This is a genomic window from Mycobacterium sp. PS03-16 (assembly GCF_004570325.1).
Lineage (GTDB): Bacteria > Actinomycetota > Actinomycetes > Mycobacteriales > Mycobacteriaceae > Mycobacterium.
This window is the reverse complement of the sequence record NZ_SPQO01000001.1, coordinates 171,078-187,300: the sequence shown is the minus strand read 5'-3', so window position 1 is coordinate 187,300 and position 16,223 is coordinate 171,078. Positions and strand designations below refer to the sequence as shown.

Below are 16,223 nucleotides of genomic sequence, written 5' to 3'. Positions count from 1 at the left end.
CGCGCGGTGCTGGCGCTTCGGCCCGTATCGAAATTCGCACCCCTCTCGCCACTGCTCGACACGCTATGAGCACGTCGAACCGTCCGCTGCCGCCGGCTGCGGAGTCAGTTCATCAGATTCTCGCGGAGCTCGGCCCCCTCACCGCATCGGATCTGCGCGAGCGGCTCCGGGCAGGAGGCTTCATTCAAACCGTCGACCGACTCCACCAGCTCCCGGATCGGTTCCCGCACCGCTTCGAAGTCACGGCCGACGGACGCCTCGCCGTCGCCGCCGCCATCGTCGACAACCCCGATGACACAGACGAGGGCCCACCCGAAAGCACCGAGTGGTACGTACCTCGACCTCACCGCGCGTCGCTGGACCGTGTTGCAGTCCTGGACATCGAGACAACCGGCCTCGACCGCCAGACCGACTTCGTTTCCGAGATCGCGCTCGTCCGCGTCGACGGGACGCCCCTGCTCGACTTGACGGTCCAGCTGCCGGACGGCGTCCAACGCCCTGCTCAGGCGATCGGTACGCCAGTGCCTTTCGGATATGCCATGCGAGCCCTCGTGGCGCAATTGACTGACGTCGACCTCCTCGTCGGCCACAACGTGCTCGGCTTCGACCTGCCGTTTCTCCAGCAAGCCGCGAGCCGCGCCAGATCAGAACCTCTGCAGTTCCCCACTGCCGTCGATAGCCTGCACCTCTCGTTACTGGCCGACGTGGCGATGGCCAACCGCCAGCTCGCCGACCTCACGTCGACCTACGGCATCACCAATGAAGACCCACACCGCGCGCTGGCCGACGCTAAGGCCACTGCGGCGGTCATCAGGGCCCTCCTCGACGATGTCGACATTGATGAGCCGAGCTGGCAACTCGCGACCGCGGCGCTGGAAACCTACGACCACCCGTTGGCGCGATTGCTTCCGCCACTGACGACGTCGCCCGACCTGTCGGCGTTGACCCGAGAGCCCGACCCCCTACTGCTTCCGACCGGTTCCCCGTCTCCGGACGCGTGGTCAGCGACGCGCGACGATCTGCCCGCGCTGTACCAGCGTCGCGGCCTTCGACCACGTCCCGCGCAGCAGGAAATGGCCCATGCCACGTCCGAGATCTTCGACGGTGGCGGACGGCTCGCTGTCGAAGCTCCGACCGGCACCGGCAAATCCCTGGCATATCTGCTTCCCGCCCTTGGCCGGGCGTCGCAGGCCGGTCGCCCCGTGCTTGTCGCGACCGCAACAAAAGCACTACAAGGGCAGCTGCGCGCTGAGGCCGCACGCCTGCAAGACGAAGATCTGCTCAGGGCACCGTTCCGTCAGATTCAAGGCGTAGGCAATTACGTCTGCGCCCGCGAACTCGAAAGCGTCCTTTCCGACAGCGAGGCGTCCGGCCTTGCCATCGCGGTTGCGATCCGTGCACTGGCGACATCGCCCGCGGGGACGTGGGATGACGTCACCGACTTCACGCTGCGCCGGTCCGATGCACGGTACGCCCGGACCCGAGCACGGCTCCGCACCAATGCCGGCGGCTGCGACCGCAGAAACTGCGCCTGGGCAAGCGTCTGCCCGTTGATGCAACAACTGAAAGGGCTCGACAAGTCGCCTGGTGTGGTCTCGGTGAACCACGCCTTGATCGCCAGCTGGATCAAGCTGGAACGAGAAGGCGTCAGGGCACCGGGAGATGTGCTGGCCGAGGGCCGTGCTGACCTGGTCTTCGACGAGGCGCACGCCCTCGAAGATTCACTGACCGCTGCGTGGACGGAGCGAATCGACGCGCTCGAGCTGGAGATACTCGTCAACAGCTTGGCCAAGCGATCCAAACTGATGAGAAATATTCGAGCCCGGGCCGCCGCAGCACAGGGCGTGAGCGACGCAGTAGACGCCATCGCGTCGGCGTCGACACAAATCCGATCCGCCGGCAACGAGCTCTCCGAAGCGATACTCACCTATCTGCACGAGTACTCTGGCAAGGCCGACGGCGTGGTCCTTCAATCGGGCGTGGTGAACAACAGGCCCGAATTCCGATCACTTCGGCAGGCCGCCTCCGCAGCGCGATACTGGCTCATTCAACTGGCCAAAGCCGTGACCGCACTGCGAAACGCGATTTCGACCACGGATGGACTCGGGTCGGTGCGTCAGCGGTTACGGGGCTTCTCGGAGCGGCTCGACAACGCGATCACCCTGCTGGACACGTTGGGCCCTCTCCCTGACAGTCACCTGTGGGTATACCGCCTCGCCTCCGAAGAGGACGACCCCGCTGCCTGGAAATTCGAACGCCTACCGATCCACGTCTTCCCCGAATTCAAGCAATACGTTGTCGACCGGACGCACTCCACAGTGTTGTGCTCCGCGACGTTGACGGTCGAGCACCGGTTTGACTACATCGCCTCCCGGTTGGGTATTCGAATCGACCCGGACCCCGATGATGACGCGTTCCGGGCACTTCGGCTCGCCTCCCCGTTTAACTACGAAGAACAGTCGGTCGTGGTGCTGACCAACCACCTACCGATCCCGATTCCTGTCAACGAACGGGAATTCTGCGAAGAGATGGCGGCCGACCAGGCCGGCTTTCTCTCGATCTCCGGCGGCAAAGCTCTGACACTTTTCGCCGCCCGGAAGCGGATGGAGGCGGTGGCGGACGGTGTCCGTGTGAAGGCGGCCGAACTCGCCGCTCGCGGTGTCGAACTCCTCGTCCAGGACGAGCTTGGCCGATCCCAGATCGCCCACCGGTTCCGCACCGAACTCGGCACGGTGCTCTACGGACTCAAGTCGTACTGGGAGGGATTCGACGCACCCGGTGACACGCTGTCTTACCTGTTCCTCGAGAAGCCGCCCTATCCCCACCCCGACGACCCGCTCGTATCGGCGCGGCAGCGAGCGATCGCCGAGCGCGGCGGCGATCCCTTCCTCGACTACGTCCTTCCGATGACGGCCATGCTGTTCACCCAGGGTTTTGGCCGACTCATCCGATCCGAGACCGACAAGGGCGCAGCACTCGTGTGCGACCGCCGTCTGCACTCCCCGACCCAAGCGCAACGCGTGATCCTCGGCTCGCTGCCAGGTCCGGTGATCCACGAAGCAGTCGATCGTGACGACGCCTGGACGCGGGCCATCGGATTCGTCACCGGCACACCGCCAGACCTCTCCAGTGCTATCTCGTTTGGCCGCGACGATGTCACTCAACTCCTCGAACGCCTCCGCCTCATCGAGGACGAGGACCCCACCGCCAAACTCATCGAAGCCGCGGAGGTGCTTTTCGGCATCAAGGAACTTCATCCCAAACAGCTCGACATCATGCGGGCGATCATCGAGGGTAAAGATGTTGTCGGCATCCTCCCCACAGGCTTCGGCAAGTCCCTGTGTTTTCAGCTCCCCGCACTCCTCGCACCCGAGGCCCGCGCCACCGTCGTCGTTTCGCCGCTGGTCGCCCTGATCAAAGACCAGGTCAACGATTTGCGCGGCCGGCGCGGCATCCGGCCAGTCCAGGGCATCACCGGCGCGACATCACGGGTGGTTCAGACCGAAATCCTGCGTGACACCGCCAATGGTCAGGTGCGCCTGCTGTACGTCTCTCCCGAACGTCTGGCACGGGATCCCGTGCTGCGGGGCGCGTTAGGCCGTCAGGACTTGAACCGCGTCGTCGTCGATGAGGCGCACTGCATTTCGGTGTGGGGGCACGACTTCCGCCCGGAGTTCCGCCAGGTTCCCGCTTCCGTCGCCACGTTTGGATCGCGACCGCCACGCGCCGGCCTGACCGCGACCGCCACTCACGAAGTCGAGACGGACATCATTGGCGCGTTGGACATGAGTGAGCCAGTGGCGATCCGCGAACCCAGCGACCGCCCCAACCTCCGCTTCCGCGTGATCAACTGCCTCAACGAGCGAGAACGCGCACGCGAATTGCTGCGATTTGTCACATGGTCAGGTCAGAAGGCCGGCATCGTCTACGTCTCCAAACGCGCTCTGGCCGAGGAGATCGCCGCCCTCCTCCGGCGGGCAGGTCACGCAGCGAGGCCGTACCACGCCGGCATGGTTCCCGAACAACGCGACGCTGTGCAGGAAGACTTCGACTCCGACACTACACGAATCATCGTCGCCACCAAAGCGTTCGGCATGGGCATCAACAAACCGAACATCGGGTGGGTTCTGCACTACGACCTCCCCGACTCCCTCGACGGGTACGCCCAAGAATCCGGGCGAGCAGCACGCGCGCGCGACATCACCGGCGAATGCGTGCTGCTGTACACCAACGCCGACATCGCCCGGCGACGTCGGCTCATCGACGCACACGGAACCAAGGCTGACGCCGACATCACCCAGCACCTCCTCAAGAAGCTATGGAAATGCCCCGAACGGGGTGATTGCCGCGTATTCGACATCGACGAGATGGCTGAGCAACTCGGGATCGACGACGACGAGATCAATGTTCATCTCGCTCAGCTCGAGCGGGTCAACGCCATCGAACAGCGACTGGACTGCTCGGCACGAGGAACAGTCGACGTCGGTTTCCGTGAGCCGGCAGACGAAAAAGAGCGCCGCCTCTTTCGAGAGGTGTTCTACAAGGCCCACCGTGCGCGTCCAAACGTTCGCATCCAACTCGATTTTCAGCAGCTCAAGGACGAGCGAGGCTATGATCCCGATGAGCTCGAACAGCAGTTGATCAACTGGTCACTCGATCGGCTGGTCACCTTCTCCAGTTCCCGCCGCCTCCGCCGAGTGCGTCTCAAGACCAGGAATGCACCGCGCTCCGCACTCGAGCAAGAGTCGCTTCGATGGAAGTGGTGGCAGAAGCGCCGCCTCGGAGCAATGATCGACTACGCCACAGATGCATCTCATTGCCGGCGAACGGTCGTGGCAGAGCATTTCGGTGACGTGGTCACGGACTGCCACAGCAGAGACGTCGAGGCGTGCGATGTCTGCAGCGGACAGGCCGCGCCATGGGCGACGCTGCCCGACCACATGGTCCCAGACCCCGAACTGCTCGTGAACGCCGAGTTGATCGTTCTCCAAGCAGTTGCGTGGTCGTCCAACTTTCGACGCGGATCCTACGGCGAAGCGAGCCTCAAAGCCGCTGTGCTAGGTCGGGATTCACTTGGTGAAGGCAGGCCTCTTGGTGCCGGAGTGCTCAGCTGCCCGCAATTCGGCGCCCTGAGACACGTCCGTAACGGTGAGAAGCGTTGGGACGAGGCGGTCGAGAAGCTCATCGCCAACGGGCTGATCGAGCGGCGCACCATCGAACGTGAACGTTCCAGAACTCCCTATCAATCGCTCGTCCTCGCCCCTGTCGGCGGGCAAATCCTTGGTATATCGGAGCCGCAATGATCGAGAAGCGGATCACCCACCAATTGCTGGAGACCGGTGAGTTGGCGCTCACCGAAAGAGAATGCGCCGCACTCAGCCTCCCAGAGCATTCCTCGAGCATCGCCGTCGAACTCGATGGCGAGCAGTTCCGAGCTCAATGGAGCGGTCGCAGCCGTCATCTGACCGGCGATATGCTCGCCGAGCGGCTACAGGACTACGGGCAGGATGGCGGTCTCTTACGCCTCCGCCCTGTCGATCAGGTGTACCGCCTACAGCTTCTCCCGCCCGGCACACCGGCCCAAGTCACCATTCCGGTCACGCCACCGCCGCCGATTCTGAAACCCACCGTGGCGAAAGCCAAACGCCGACGCGCCACAGTGGACCGCCAGTTCCATGCCGATAGCGAATACGACTGGGGAAATCGATCTGATCACCGGACGATCGGCTTCCTCAAAGAAGCTCGCGTGCTGTTGGAAGAACAACTCAAAGCCGCTGGTTTCGACCCGCTCGAGTTGGTCGAACTCCGCCTCCAGGGCGAGGAATTGGCCACGCTCGACGACTTCGAGGAGCTGTTGGCGGTCGACGTGGCGAATGTCGACCGCATGCCGCACCAGGAAGCCGTAGCGCGTCATGCGTTGTCGCGCCTGCGCGGCCGTGCGGTCCTCGCCGACGAGGTAGGTCTCGGGAAGACCATCGAGGCCGGCCTGGCCGTCAAAGAGCTGGCGTTGCGTGGACTCGCCAAGCGGGTTCTCATTCTGTGTCCCGCCCCTTTGCGTGATCAGTGGCGTGAAGAGATGAGTCACAAATTCGATCTCAGCTTCGACATCGCCGCTCGCGGCCCCGAGATCAAGCAGCAGGACAAACTCATCTTGAGCCTGCATCTCGGTAGTCGCAACGCCGAAAAACTCACAGAACGGCCGTGGGACATTGTCATTCTTGACGAGGCCCACCGCGCGGCAGGTGCGGGCGCCCGCAAGACGCGAGAGCTCATCACGTCATTGACGACCGCGTGCCGCTACGCGTTCTTCCTCACCGCCACTCCGGTACAGAACGATCTCCTCGAGCTTTACCGGCTTGTCGAGTTGCTCCGTCCAGGCACGTTCACGTCGGTCAGCGACTTCAAACGCCAGTTCATGCGGTCCTACGATCCCCGGACACCCAACGACCCCGCTGCCCTCCGCCGGCTGATCAGCAGCGTCATGATCCGGACCACCCGAGCGCAAGCCGGGGTAGACCGGGTCGTGCGTCGAGCAGTCGACGTCCCCGTCGACCTCGGCACACAGGAACGCGAACTCTATGCGCTGGCTACACACCTGCTCCGCAACGTGATGCGAGACTCCGGCGACACAATGCGTCGGCGCAGCCTCGCACTTCGGCTCACCGCCAGTCCGTTCTCCATGGGTACGACTGCCCTCCGGATGGCGGAGCGCCATCCCAACCCGCGTGTGCAGAAGGTGCTCCTCGAAATCGGGCATCACGCCATGGACATCCAGAGCGCTGCCCGGGAGGACACAGCGCTTCAGATCACGCGGGATTGGGTGCGAGAGCACGGCCGGGTGCTGATCTTCACCCAGCACACGGACACCGTGACCGGCCTGCTGCGACGGATGGAACTGGAAGGGTTGACGGCTCGTTCGTTTCACGGCTCGATGTCGGCGGGTGAACGTGCCGCAACGATCTCAGCTTTCAGATCGGGTGAAGCCCCGATCATGATCTCTACGGACGCCGGTGCCGAGGGACAAAATCTCCAGTTCTGCAACTGTGTACTCAATTACGACCTACCGTGGAACCCCATGCGCATCGAGCAGCGCATCGGACGTGTCGACCGCCTGACGCAGCCGAAGGACGAGGTCTTCGTCGCAAACCTGTACGCGCGCCGAACCATCGACGAGAGTGTCTATCGACTTCTGGCTGAGAAACTCCGCATGTTCGAGCTGTTGTTCGGGCAGGTCACGACCATCCTTGGCGAATTGGACGAATCGAAATCTGCCAGCTTCGAAACGCGCGTGCTCGAAGCACTGTTCGCCGAGAACGACACCAAAATGGACAGACTGCTCGGCCAGCTGGGTACCGAACTTGTGCACGCGCGGGAAAAGGCGTCGGAGCTCATCGCCGCCGACAGCGGGCTGAGTAACTGGATGACCTCGGCGTTCGAACACCGCAAGGGACTCACGAAGGCCGGCAGCACCGATCTGGCACCCGAGGTCGCCGAGCGTGCTCGGATGCGGCAACGTCGCGTCCAAGCTTGGGTCCGCAGTGTGCTCCATGCGCTACACGCCGCGATCCTGCACGATACCGGTAACGGCGACGGCGCCTTCATCACCGCCAGATTGGGTGAGGAGTTCGAACAAGAGCTCGGCGGCCGAACACTCATGCATCTCGCATTCGACCGATTCGGGCTCGAGCATCATCCCGACGCGGAATTGTGCGCGGTTGGCTCACCGGTTTTCGACGAGCTATTGGGTCTGCTGCGAGTACGCGGCGATATGCACGCCACCGTACCCATCGTCCCCGATGACCTCGGCCCGACCCCGTATCGGCACTCACCGACCATTCGTCTCGTCCGTCGCCGACTGGTGCCATCCGGCTCGTGGAGTGGGCAGGCAACATTCCGAGCGACCATTGGCGAAGCGGAGACGACCGAGCACCTCATCACTGCCGACATCAACGGCCACAGTCCCCAGCGCTTGCCACGCCGACCCTTGAACGACGGTGAGTCGCTGCCGCCGGCCTTCGGTAACTCAACGAAGGTGATCGCGCAATTCGAACGCGCCGCCAGCAGTCAGCTCGAGTCCCTCCGGCGCGAGCGCTCGAAGCGTGTCGAGACGCAACAAGCTGAGGAACTCGCGCGAATCACCAGCGGATACCGCGCCCAGATCTACGAGGCGCACCCAGACGACAGGGAGCGGCTACGGCGAGCCCTTCGCTCGGAGGAACGTCGTCTTGACCGACGTCCCGATATACGAGCTCGCGCGAAGGTTCTTGCGGTGACGCTCGATGAAGACGATTGGCTCGTCGAAGAGACTTGGGCAGGACCAGGTGGTGACGAGGCGATGCTGACCTACGAGTGGGGCACCGATGAGCCATCAATCGTCGAAAGCGACGCGTCAGGGGAACCGGTCGACGTACTCGCCCTTTGCTCCGGCGCGCATTGGGTCGACGTCTCAGAGACTTCACACTGCGGCTCATGCGACCGCGATCTGTGCTCGGCTTGCGGAGATGACGCCGTTTTCGCCGACTGCGCCGTCTGCGGTCTCGCCAGCTGTGGCGAATGCCGGTGTGAGACGGGAGGGTTGTGCCGTCTCTGTGCGTCGCCTCAGCGGGCGCCCGAGCTGGACGACGAGTTCTCGGTCGCGTGGACTCTCAACGCCGGTTGCACCTTACGGGTTGGCGAACGGGCTGCAGACCTCATCAAACCGGGCGCGTCCTCGTCTTTCGTTCTGGTCAGCGCCGCAGACGCCGGCGACCCGCACCGTGCCCGCTTGCGTGCGTATGCCCGTCAGCACGACCTGCCGCTCGACTGCGGATTGCGGCTGCGCGACCTGACCGGCCGACCGGAGCTCAACGAGACCGCACGTGCGCGATTGGCGGGCACACAAGATATCGAGGTAGAGCTGTCCGTCGAACAGGGCAACGACGCCTCGATGGATGTCGCTGCATTCGACGGTGTGCCCGCGTATGAACACGTTCCGGTCACCCGCGAAGAGGATCTCCATCTCGGCGCAGTACTTCAAAGGCTTCGGACAGAAGTTCCTCCACCACCACGTCCGGCACTCGTGGTCACCCGCCGTTCCACCTTCGTCGACGTCTTACTCGAGGAAGATCGACTCGTCCGAGAAGTGTCGGTTGTCGCCGATGATGGTTCCCCAAGAATCCACGACACTGCCACCGCGGATATCCAGTGGCGTGATCACTCGCTCGACGATGCGCAGCTCGGACATGCAAAACTAGCGGATATCCGCATCACGGTGACACGTAGGAATGAAGCTGTTCAGATCGATGCCTACCGCGAAAGCGATCAGATCGGCAGCTGGGTCGCATGTCCGGAGGACCTCTCAGTCGCAGAACAGTTCGGGTGTTTCAACTACCTCAAGTTTTCGGGGACACCCGGTGGACGATTGGGGAAGCGCACCGACGAAGTACTCACGATCACCGGAGCATTCCCGACCCCTTCTGAGTGCGAGGTCATTCAACGATCAATCAAACCGATCGTCAACCTCGTCGAGCTCGACTCCGACTTCGACATCGTCCCGGCAGACGGCGCCTCACTGGCTGCTTTTGGGATTGCGCCGGATAGGTCTGCAGCACAAAGGGTTTCGACGCTCCCACCCGAGCTGGCGTCGTTGATCATCGGCAGCACGCAGCGGCCGTTCACTGCAGCGCTCTGCAACGGGCTGGAGGTTTCGGAGACCTGGCGTGGCCACGGAACTGCGGAACACACCTATCAGACCTTCGACGGCGAACCGCTGACGCCGAAAGCTGACGACATCGGTATCCGCCAATCAGACTTCGGCGTCTGCCGAGACGGTCACTTCTACGCCGCCGGCACGGCTGCGCTCTGCGCCGCTTGTGAGTCTTGGGCCTGTCGCGCCTGTGACCCGACGAGCCGGCAAGCATCGGTCACGTGCCCGGGCTGTTCGAGCGCTGCCTGCCCGCGTTGCCTCGCGGGCACGCACGCCGTCTCGACGGCACAGTGCCTTCTTTGCGGTGACCATGCATGCACCGACTGCGGTCGCGATCCCAATGTGGCAGCGTGCGACGTCTGCGAGCGAATTATGTGCGGCTCATGTCGCGAAGGCGACCTATGTCCCGCTTGTAATCGGCTCGAGCCCGTCAATGGGCAACAGCGAGAGTTGCTGCCGGCAGAACTGGTCACCGACGGCGCCACGCTTCTTGTGGGTACTGACGACGACGCTTCCGTCGTGGTGATCAACCGCGGCGGCGCTTACGAGCATGCGACCGTTCGCAATGGGACCGTGATCCGCTGGATTGCATTCGGCAGGAGAGAAGTTGACTCCGCGTATCGGCTGCGTCTGTCAGCGAGCCTGCGATTCGGGACGCAGGTGGTGCCGGTAATCGAGCCACTCGATCCCGAAGAGCCCCGCGCGGAAGGCCGAGTTGTCGTGCACACGGAGCGCGCCTTCACCGCCACTTGGGCGGTCTCCGCACTCGGCGCTTCCGGAAGGGTTTCCCAAGCGGTTCCCAACGCCGACGGCGACCTCCCGTCGTCGGTCGCTGAACAGTTCCCGAGCCTTGGCAGGTTTCCCACGCCTGCATGGGAAATCCCCAACCACCTCCGGCCGCGCCTGGCCGCTCTCGATCGGCCGACGACCGCCGATCTGGCCCTCCACTGGAACCGTGTCGGACGGGATGTCACGGTCACCGCGGAGGGCCTTCGTGAGCTCGAGATCGACGGAACCATGGAACTGGAATCCAGTACGGCTTTTCGTGAGGGTGAGGCGACACCGCAGTGGGTATTGGAGGCTTGGCAACCAACTCCACAGGTCCGGCTCTTCTCCCAAGTGCCCGGTGTCGATGTAGTGCTCGTCAGTATGGCCTCATTGATTGCGCTTGGTACTCGTGCTCCCACAGGTGTCGACTGGTACGTCGTCACAGCTTCTCAACAGGCGCCCACTGCAACAGCGCTCTCAAGAAGCATGAATCTGGGCGACGCAGACGAAGTCGGAGTGTTCACCGATCCTCGCCGAATTCGGCTCTCCGGCATATCGAACGCCGCAGGGACGTCGCTCGCCGTGACACCGCGTGGCAACATCACGCGTGGACCGCGGTCATATGAGAGCGCCGCACTCGATGCGCTATCGGCCTGGTTACCTGAGGCTCACGTGAAGGCACCTCAGCTTCAGGTGCTTCCGCACGAACTGCGGCTCGAGTTGCAGCGGCTTGTTCAAACCGACGGTTGTCGACAGAGGCTCGATGTCGGTGCTTCCATCGTGGAAATGGTCACCGTCGACGACGGGCACGAATGGCGGTACGAGATGCTTCTGGCTCCCGGGCAAACCGACGCTCGCAGGTTCGACCAGGTGACCAGGCAGCTGCTCGAGTACGGCGGTATCGACCGCGAAGGTCACTTCGGGTTGAGCTACGCCGAATGCGGATACTGCGGCGGTAAGTGCTGCATCCTCTGCATTGATGGCATCGTTGCATGCGATTGCTGCGCCGCTCCGATATGTAAGCGATGCGTCCAGGAGCCTTACAGCGGGCTCTACCTATGCCATGCGTGTACCTCGACACGCCCACCGACACGGCAGGAAGCACGCACACACGGCCGACTCCTCTTCACCCGCGGCATGCTCATCGGTACCGACGCATTACACACAGTCGTCGTCGAGCAGGCGAAGTCGCGGTGGACAATTCACGGAGCCGATGGCGCGAAACATCCGATCGCAAATCCCTCAGTGACAAAGTATCTCGATCATCAGATTGCCGAGTCCGACGACTGACTGCTACCGGGAAGGACATCCAGCGCCACCGTCTCACGGACTGCGCCGCCCGGAGCCGACTCGCTAGATTCCGAACACCCCGCGAAGTCAACAGTCATTCAGCAGCCCGGGCAGACATCGGGCACAACTCATCGACCTCATGCCTGAAACGACTCGTTCACTTGGGAAGGCTTCGCTCGCTGCCCGAGGGCTCCCTGCTCTTGACTCCCTCACACGCATCCCCCACACTTCACTGAACACGTTCAGCGAACCGGAGGTCACAGGTCGATGCGTGCAGGCGATGCAGTGATCAAGCACTACGACCCGTTCTCGCCCGAATGCCTCGAAGACCCCTACCCCTACTACGCCTGGTTGCGCGACGAGCACCCGCTGTACTACGTCGAGGCCTACGACATGTGGGTGGTCTCGCGCTTCCAGGACGTCTACGACCTGCTCGGCGACCCCGACCTGCCGTTCGAGGCCCGGGAAGGCACCGTCCCCACCCGCGCCGAGATGCTCGCCCGCAACGACGGCCCCGTCCCGCCCAGCCCGCTCGACCCCGTTCCCGGCTTCACCCGCGTCGACCAGCCCCACCAGGGCCAGCTCCGCGGCTTTGTCAACCATCCCTTCCGCCCTCGCCCCGTCTCCCGGCTCGAAGACTGGTTCCGCGCCATGGTCCGCGCCGACCTCCCCACCGCCCTCGCCCAGGGCGAATTCAACCTCCCTGCCCTCTTCGGCCTCTGGACCGCCCGCACCATGTGCCACCTCGCCGGCCTCCCGGCCGACATGGCCGCCGACCTGCGCGACGCCATCAACGAATCCTCCGCCGCCATCGGCAACGAAAGCCTCGGCCTCAACCCCCTCGACGGCCTCAAGCGCATCAGCCGCGCCGCCCACCTCGCCGTCGCCCGCCGCCGCGACGCCGGCGCCGACGGCACCCACCCCTTTGTCGACGGCGCCCTCAACGCCGTCTTCGAAGGCCGCTCCCTCACCGACCGCGAAGTTGCCGCCCAGCTCCTTGTCCCGCTCATCGGCGGCGTCGAGACCGTCCCCAAGGTCACCTCCCACGGCCTGTGGGAACTCACCAAGAACCCTTACCAGCTCGCCGCCGTCCGCGACGACCTCACCGCCAACACTCCCAAGGCTTTCGACGAGATGTCGCGCTACTGCGGCCCCGCCCAATGGTTCTCGCGCACCGTCACCGCCCCCGTCGACATCCTCGGCCACCACCTCACCCCCGGCCAGCGCATCATCTTCCTCATCCAGTCCGCCCAACGGGACCCGCGCGAGTTCCCCGACCCCGACACCTTCCAGTGGGACCGCCCCATGAAGCGCACCCTGGCCTTCGGCCACGGCGGCCACTTCTGCATGGGCATGCACCTGGCCAAGATGGAGGGCCGCGTCATTCTGCAGGAGTTCCTTTCCGCCGTCGCCGAATTCGACTTTGACGAGACCGCCGCCGTGCACAGCGCCTCCAGCTTCCAGAAGGGCTGGGACCACCTGCCCGTCCGCATCCACTCACTGAGCGCCCCAGCCCCCGGCGCCGCCACCGAAGGAGCACTGTGAAGGTCAACGTGCACTGGCACCTCTGCGAAGGCAACGGCATCTGCGTCGCCGACGCCCCCGACGTGTTCGACCTCGACGAGGACGACAACCTCCTCGTCCTGCAGGAAGAACCCACCGAAGATCAGCGCGAACCGGTCGAGAACGCCGTCCGCAACTGCCCCAAACGCGCGCTCGAACTGCAGGACTGACGTGACCGAGGGCACCGTCGCCACCGTCAAAGGCGAGCGCAGGACAGCCGGCCTCGGGCGCACGCTCATGCACGAGCACGTGTTCGCGGTGTCCGCGGCGCTGGCCAACGACCGCCCCGAAATCGCCTTTCCCGACGGCAAACCGGCCGCGATCGACGTCACCGTCGAGCGCCTGCAACGGGTCAAGGACGCCGGCATCGACACGATCGTCGACGTCACCGTCTTCGGCCACGACCGCGACATCCCCAGCCTCGTCGAGATCAACGACCGCGTCGACCTCAACATCGTCGTCGCCACCGGCTTCTACACCGAGGACTCGCCGTCCAAGACGTTCGAGATTCGTCAGGGTCTGGCTCGCCAGCGCGGCGGCAACTTCTTCGTCGACGTGTTCGTCGCCGACATCGTCGACGGCATCGGCGCCACCGGTGTCCACGCCGGGATCATCAAGTGCGTCACCGGTCCCCACGGCCTGACCCGCGGCGCCAAGAGCCTGCTGCGCGCCTCGGCGATCGCCGCCAAGGAGACCGGCGTCCCGATCACCACCCACTCCGACCCCCACACCAAGGGCGGGATCGAGCAGCTCGACTTGTTCGCCGCCGAGGGCGTCGACCTCACCCGCGTGATCATCGGCCACAGCGGCGACACGACCGACACCGACTACCTCAAGGCCCTCATGGACACCGGCGCCACGATGGCCTCCGACCGGTTCGGCTACGACATCGACGGCGCCCCGACCACCCAGGAGCGCGTCGCGGTGATCGCCGAGCTCTGCGCCCAGGGCTACGCCGACCGCATCGTGGTCTCCCACGACGCGATGCTGCACACTGACTGGCTCGACGCCGACTACACCGCGCGGTTCCCGCACTGGGACCCCACCTACCTCCCCACCACCGTCGCGCCCGCGATGCGCGAGGCCGGCATCTCCGACGCCCACCTCCATCAGATTCTCGTCGACACCCCGGCCCGCCTGCTGGCAGCCGTCCCCAAGGAGCGCCGTGACCACCACTGAGCCACAACCCAAGTCGCCCCTCCGGCGCGCGCTGGCCGAGCGCCCCATCACCACCGGGCCGTGGGTCACGTTCACCGATCCCCACGCCGTCGAGGCACTCGCCCGCCTCGACCTCGACTACCTCGTCATCGACTGCCAGCACGGCTCGGCCGACCTCGCCACGGTGCTGCCGATGCTGCGCGCGGCCGCCCTGCACGACAAGCCCGTCCTCATCCGCGTCCCCGCCAACCAGCCGTGGCAGATCATGCGCGCCCTCGACCTCGGCGCGGCCGGGGTGATCGTCCCGATGGTCAACACCCCGGCCGAGGCCGCCGCGGCCGCGTCGGCGATGCGCTATCCCCCGCACGGCGAACGCTCCTACGGCCCGGTGCGGCCCACCCCCGGCGCCGGCTTCACCCCCGGCGACGGTCCCCTGCTGCTCGTCATGATCGAGACCGCGCGCGGGCTGGCCGAGGTCGACGCCGTCGCAGCGACCCCTGGCGTCGACGGGCTGTTCATAGGGCCCATCGACCTGGCGCTCGGAATCGGCGCCGTGCCGGACGGCAAGGTGCTCAAGGGCATCGGCGCCGACGCCACCCTGGAGGCGGTGGGCACGATCGCCGCCGCGGCCCGCGCGCACGACAAGGTGCTGGCCGGCGCCGTCTTCACCCCCGACCACGCCCGCGCGATGACCCGCGCTGGGGTGCGGCTGCAGGTGTACGGCTCCGACGGGCAGTGGCTGGCCGCCGGCGCCAAGGCCGCCCGCGCGCTCACCGACGAACTGATCACGGAGGCCGGCCAGTGAAGGCGCTGATCACCAACCCCACGATGTCGCCGCCGGACGCGATCACCGCGCCGCTGCGCGAGATCGCCGAGATCGTCACCGTGCCCGATGCTTCCGCCGAGGCGCTGCGCGAGCACGCCTGCGACGCCGACGCGCTGATCGTCGCCGTCGAACCCATCCGGGCGCCGCTGATCGACGATCTCACCCGCTGCAAGGTGATCCACCGCTGCGGCATCGGCGTCGACGTGGTCGACGTCGAGGCCGCGACGGCCAGGGGCATCCAGGTCACCAACGTCCCGGACGCGAACTTCCACGAGGTCGCCGCGCACGCGATGGCGTTCATCCTCGCCCTGACCCGCAAGCTCACCGCGTGGGACGCCGGCGTGCGCGCGGGCAAGTTCGGGGACGGGCGGCTCGGAATGTCGTTGCATCGCCCCGATGTTCAGACGGTCGGGCTGATCGGGCTGGGCCGGATCGGCCGCCGGGTGGCGGTCGCCGCGCGGGCGATCGGCTTCACCGTAGTCGCGCACGACCCGGCGGTCTCGGCCGAGGATGCCGCGGCGCTGGACGTGACGCTGATGGGCCTCGAGGAGGTGATCGCCGCCGCCGACGTGCTGTCGCTGCACGTGCCGCTGACCGACACCACGCACCATCTGCTCGACGCGGCGGCGCTGTCGCGGATGAAGCGCGGCGCGGTCGTGGTGAACGTGTCGCGCGGCGGGCTGATCGACGAGGCGGCGCTGGCCGAGGCGATCGCGTCCAAGCACCTCGGCGGCGCCGGGCTGGACACGTTCGAGACCGAGCCGCTGCCCGCGGACAGCCCGCTGCTCGGGGTGGACGGCATCCTGCTGTCCCCGCACGCCGCGCACTGGAGCCGGGAGTCGCTCGGCGAGACGATGGTCAAGAGCTTCGCCGAGGTGGCCCGCGTGCTGCGCGGGGAGGCGCCGCACTACCCGGTCAACCACGTCTAGGCTC

The 16,223-nt window shown here is 65.3% G+C and carries 7 protein-coding genes; all 7 read left to right on the top strand.

All coding sequences use genetic code 11. From position 1 onward, the window contains the following. Positions 1–65 precede the first annotated feature (65 nt). The 7 genes from E4P42_RS00975 (at position 66) to E4P42_RS00945 (ending at position 16,219) form a co-directional block, all read left to right on the top strand. A complete protein-coding gene (locus E4P42_RS00975) occupies positions 66–5,303 on the top strand; it encodes a RecQ family ATP-dependent DNA helicase (RefSeq protein WP_135122481.1) in 5,238 nt (1,745 codons plus the stop codon). Then, a complete protein-coding gene (locus E4P42_RS00970) occupies positions 5,300–11,743 on the top strand; it encodes an SNF2-related protein (protein WP_135122480.1) in 6,444 nt (2,147 codons plus the stop codon). Before E4P42_RS00975 ends, E4P42_RS00970 begins: the two co-directional genes overlap by 4 nt. Before the next feature lie 267 nt (positions 11,744–12,010). Beyond that, entirely contained in the window at positions 12,011–13,288 is a 1,278-nt protein-coding gene (locus E4P42_RS00965; protein ID WP_135122479.1) for a cytochrome P450, read from the top strand. Then, complete coding sequence (locus E4P42_RS00960) at positions 13,285–13,476, top strand: ferredoxin (RefSeq protein ID WP_135122478.1); 192 nt, start codon at positions 13,285–13,287, stop codon at positions 13,474–13,476. The genes E4P42_RS00965 and E4P42_RS00960 overlap by 4 nt, the downstream gene beginning before the upstream one ends. A 1-nt stretch (position 13,477) precedes the next feature. Then, positions 13,478–14,485, top strand: a complete 1,008-nt coding sequence (locus tag E4P42_RS00955) for a phosphotriesterase (protein WP_135122477.1) — start codon at positions 13,478–13,480, stop codon at positions 14,483–14,485. Next, complete coding sequence (locus E4P42_RS00950) at positions 14,472–15,269, top strand: HpcH/HpaI aldolase/citrate lyase family protein (RefSeq protein WP_167759308.1); 798 nt, start codon at positions 14,472–14,474, stop codon at positions 15,267–15,269. Before E4P42_RS00955 ends, E4P42_RS00950 begins: the two co-directional genes overlap by 14 nt. Continuing rightward, a complete protein-coding gene (locus tag E4P42_RS00945; protein WP_135122475.1) occupies positions 15,266–16,219 on the top strand; it encodes a C-terminal binding protein in 954 nt (317 codons plus the stop codon). Before E4P42_RS00950 ends, E4P42_RS00945 begins: the two co-directional genes overlap by 4 nt. Positions 16,220–16,223 lie beyond the last annotated feature (4 nt).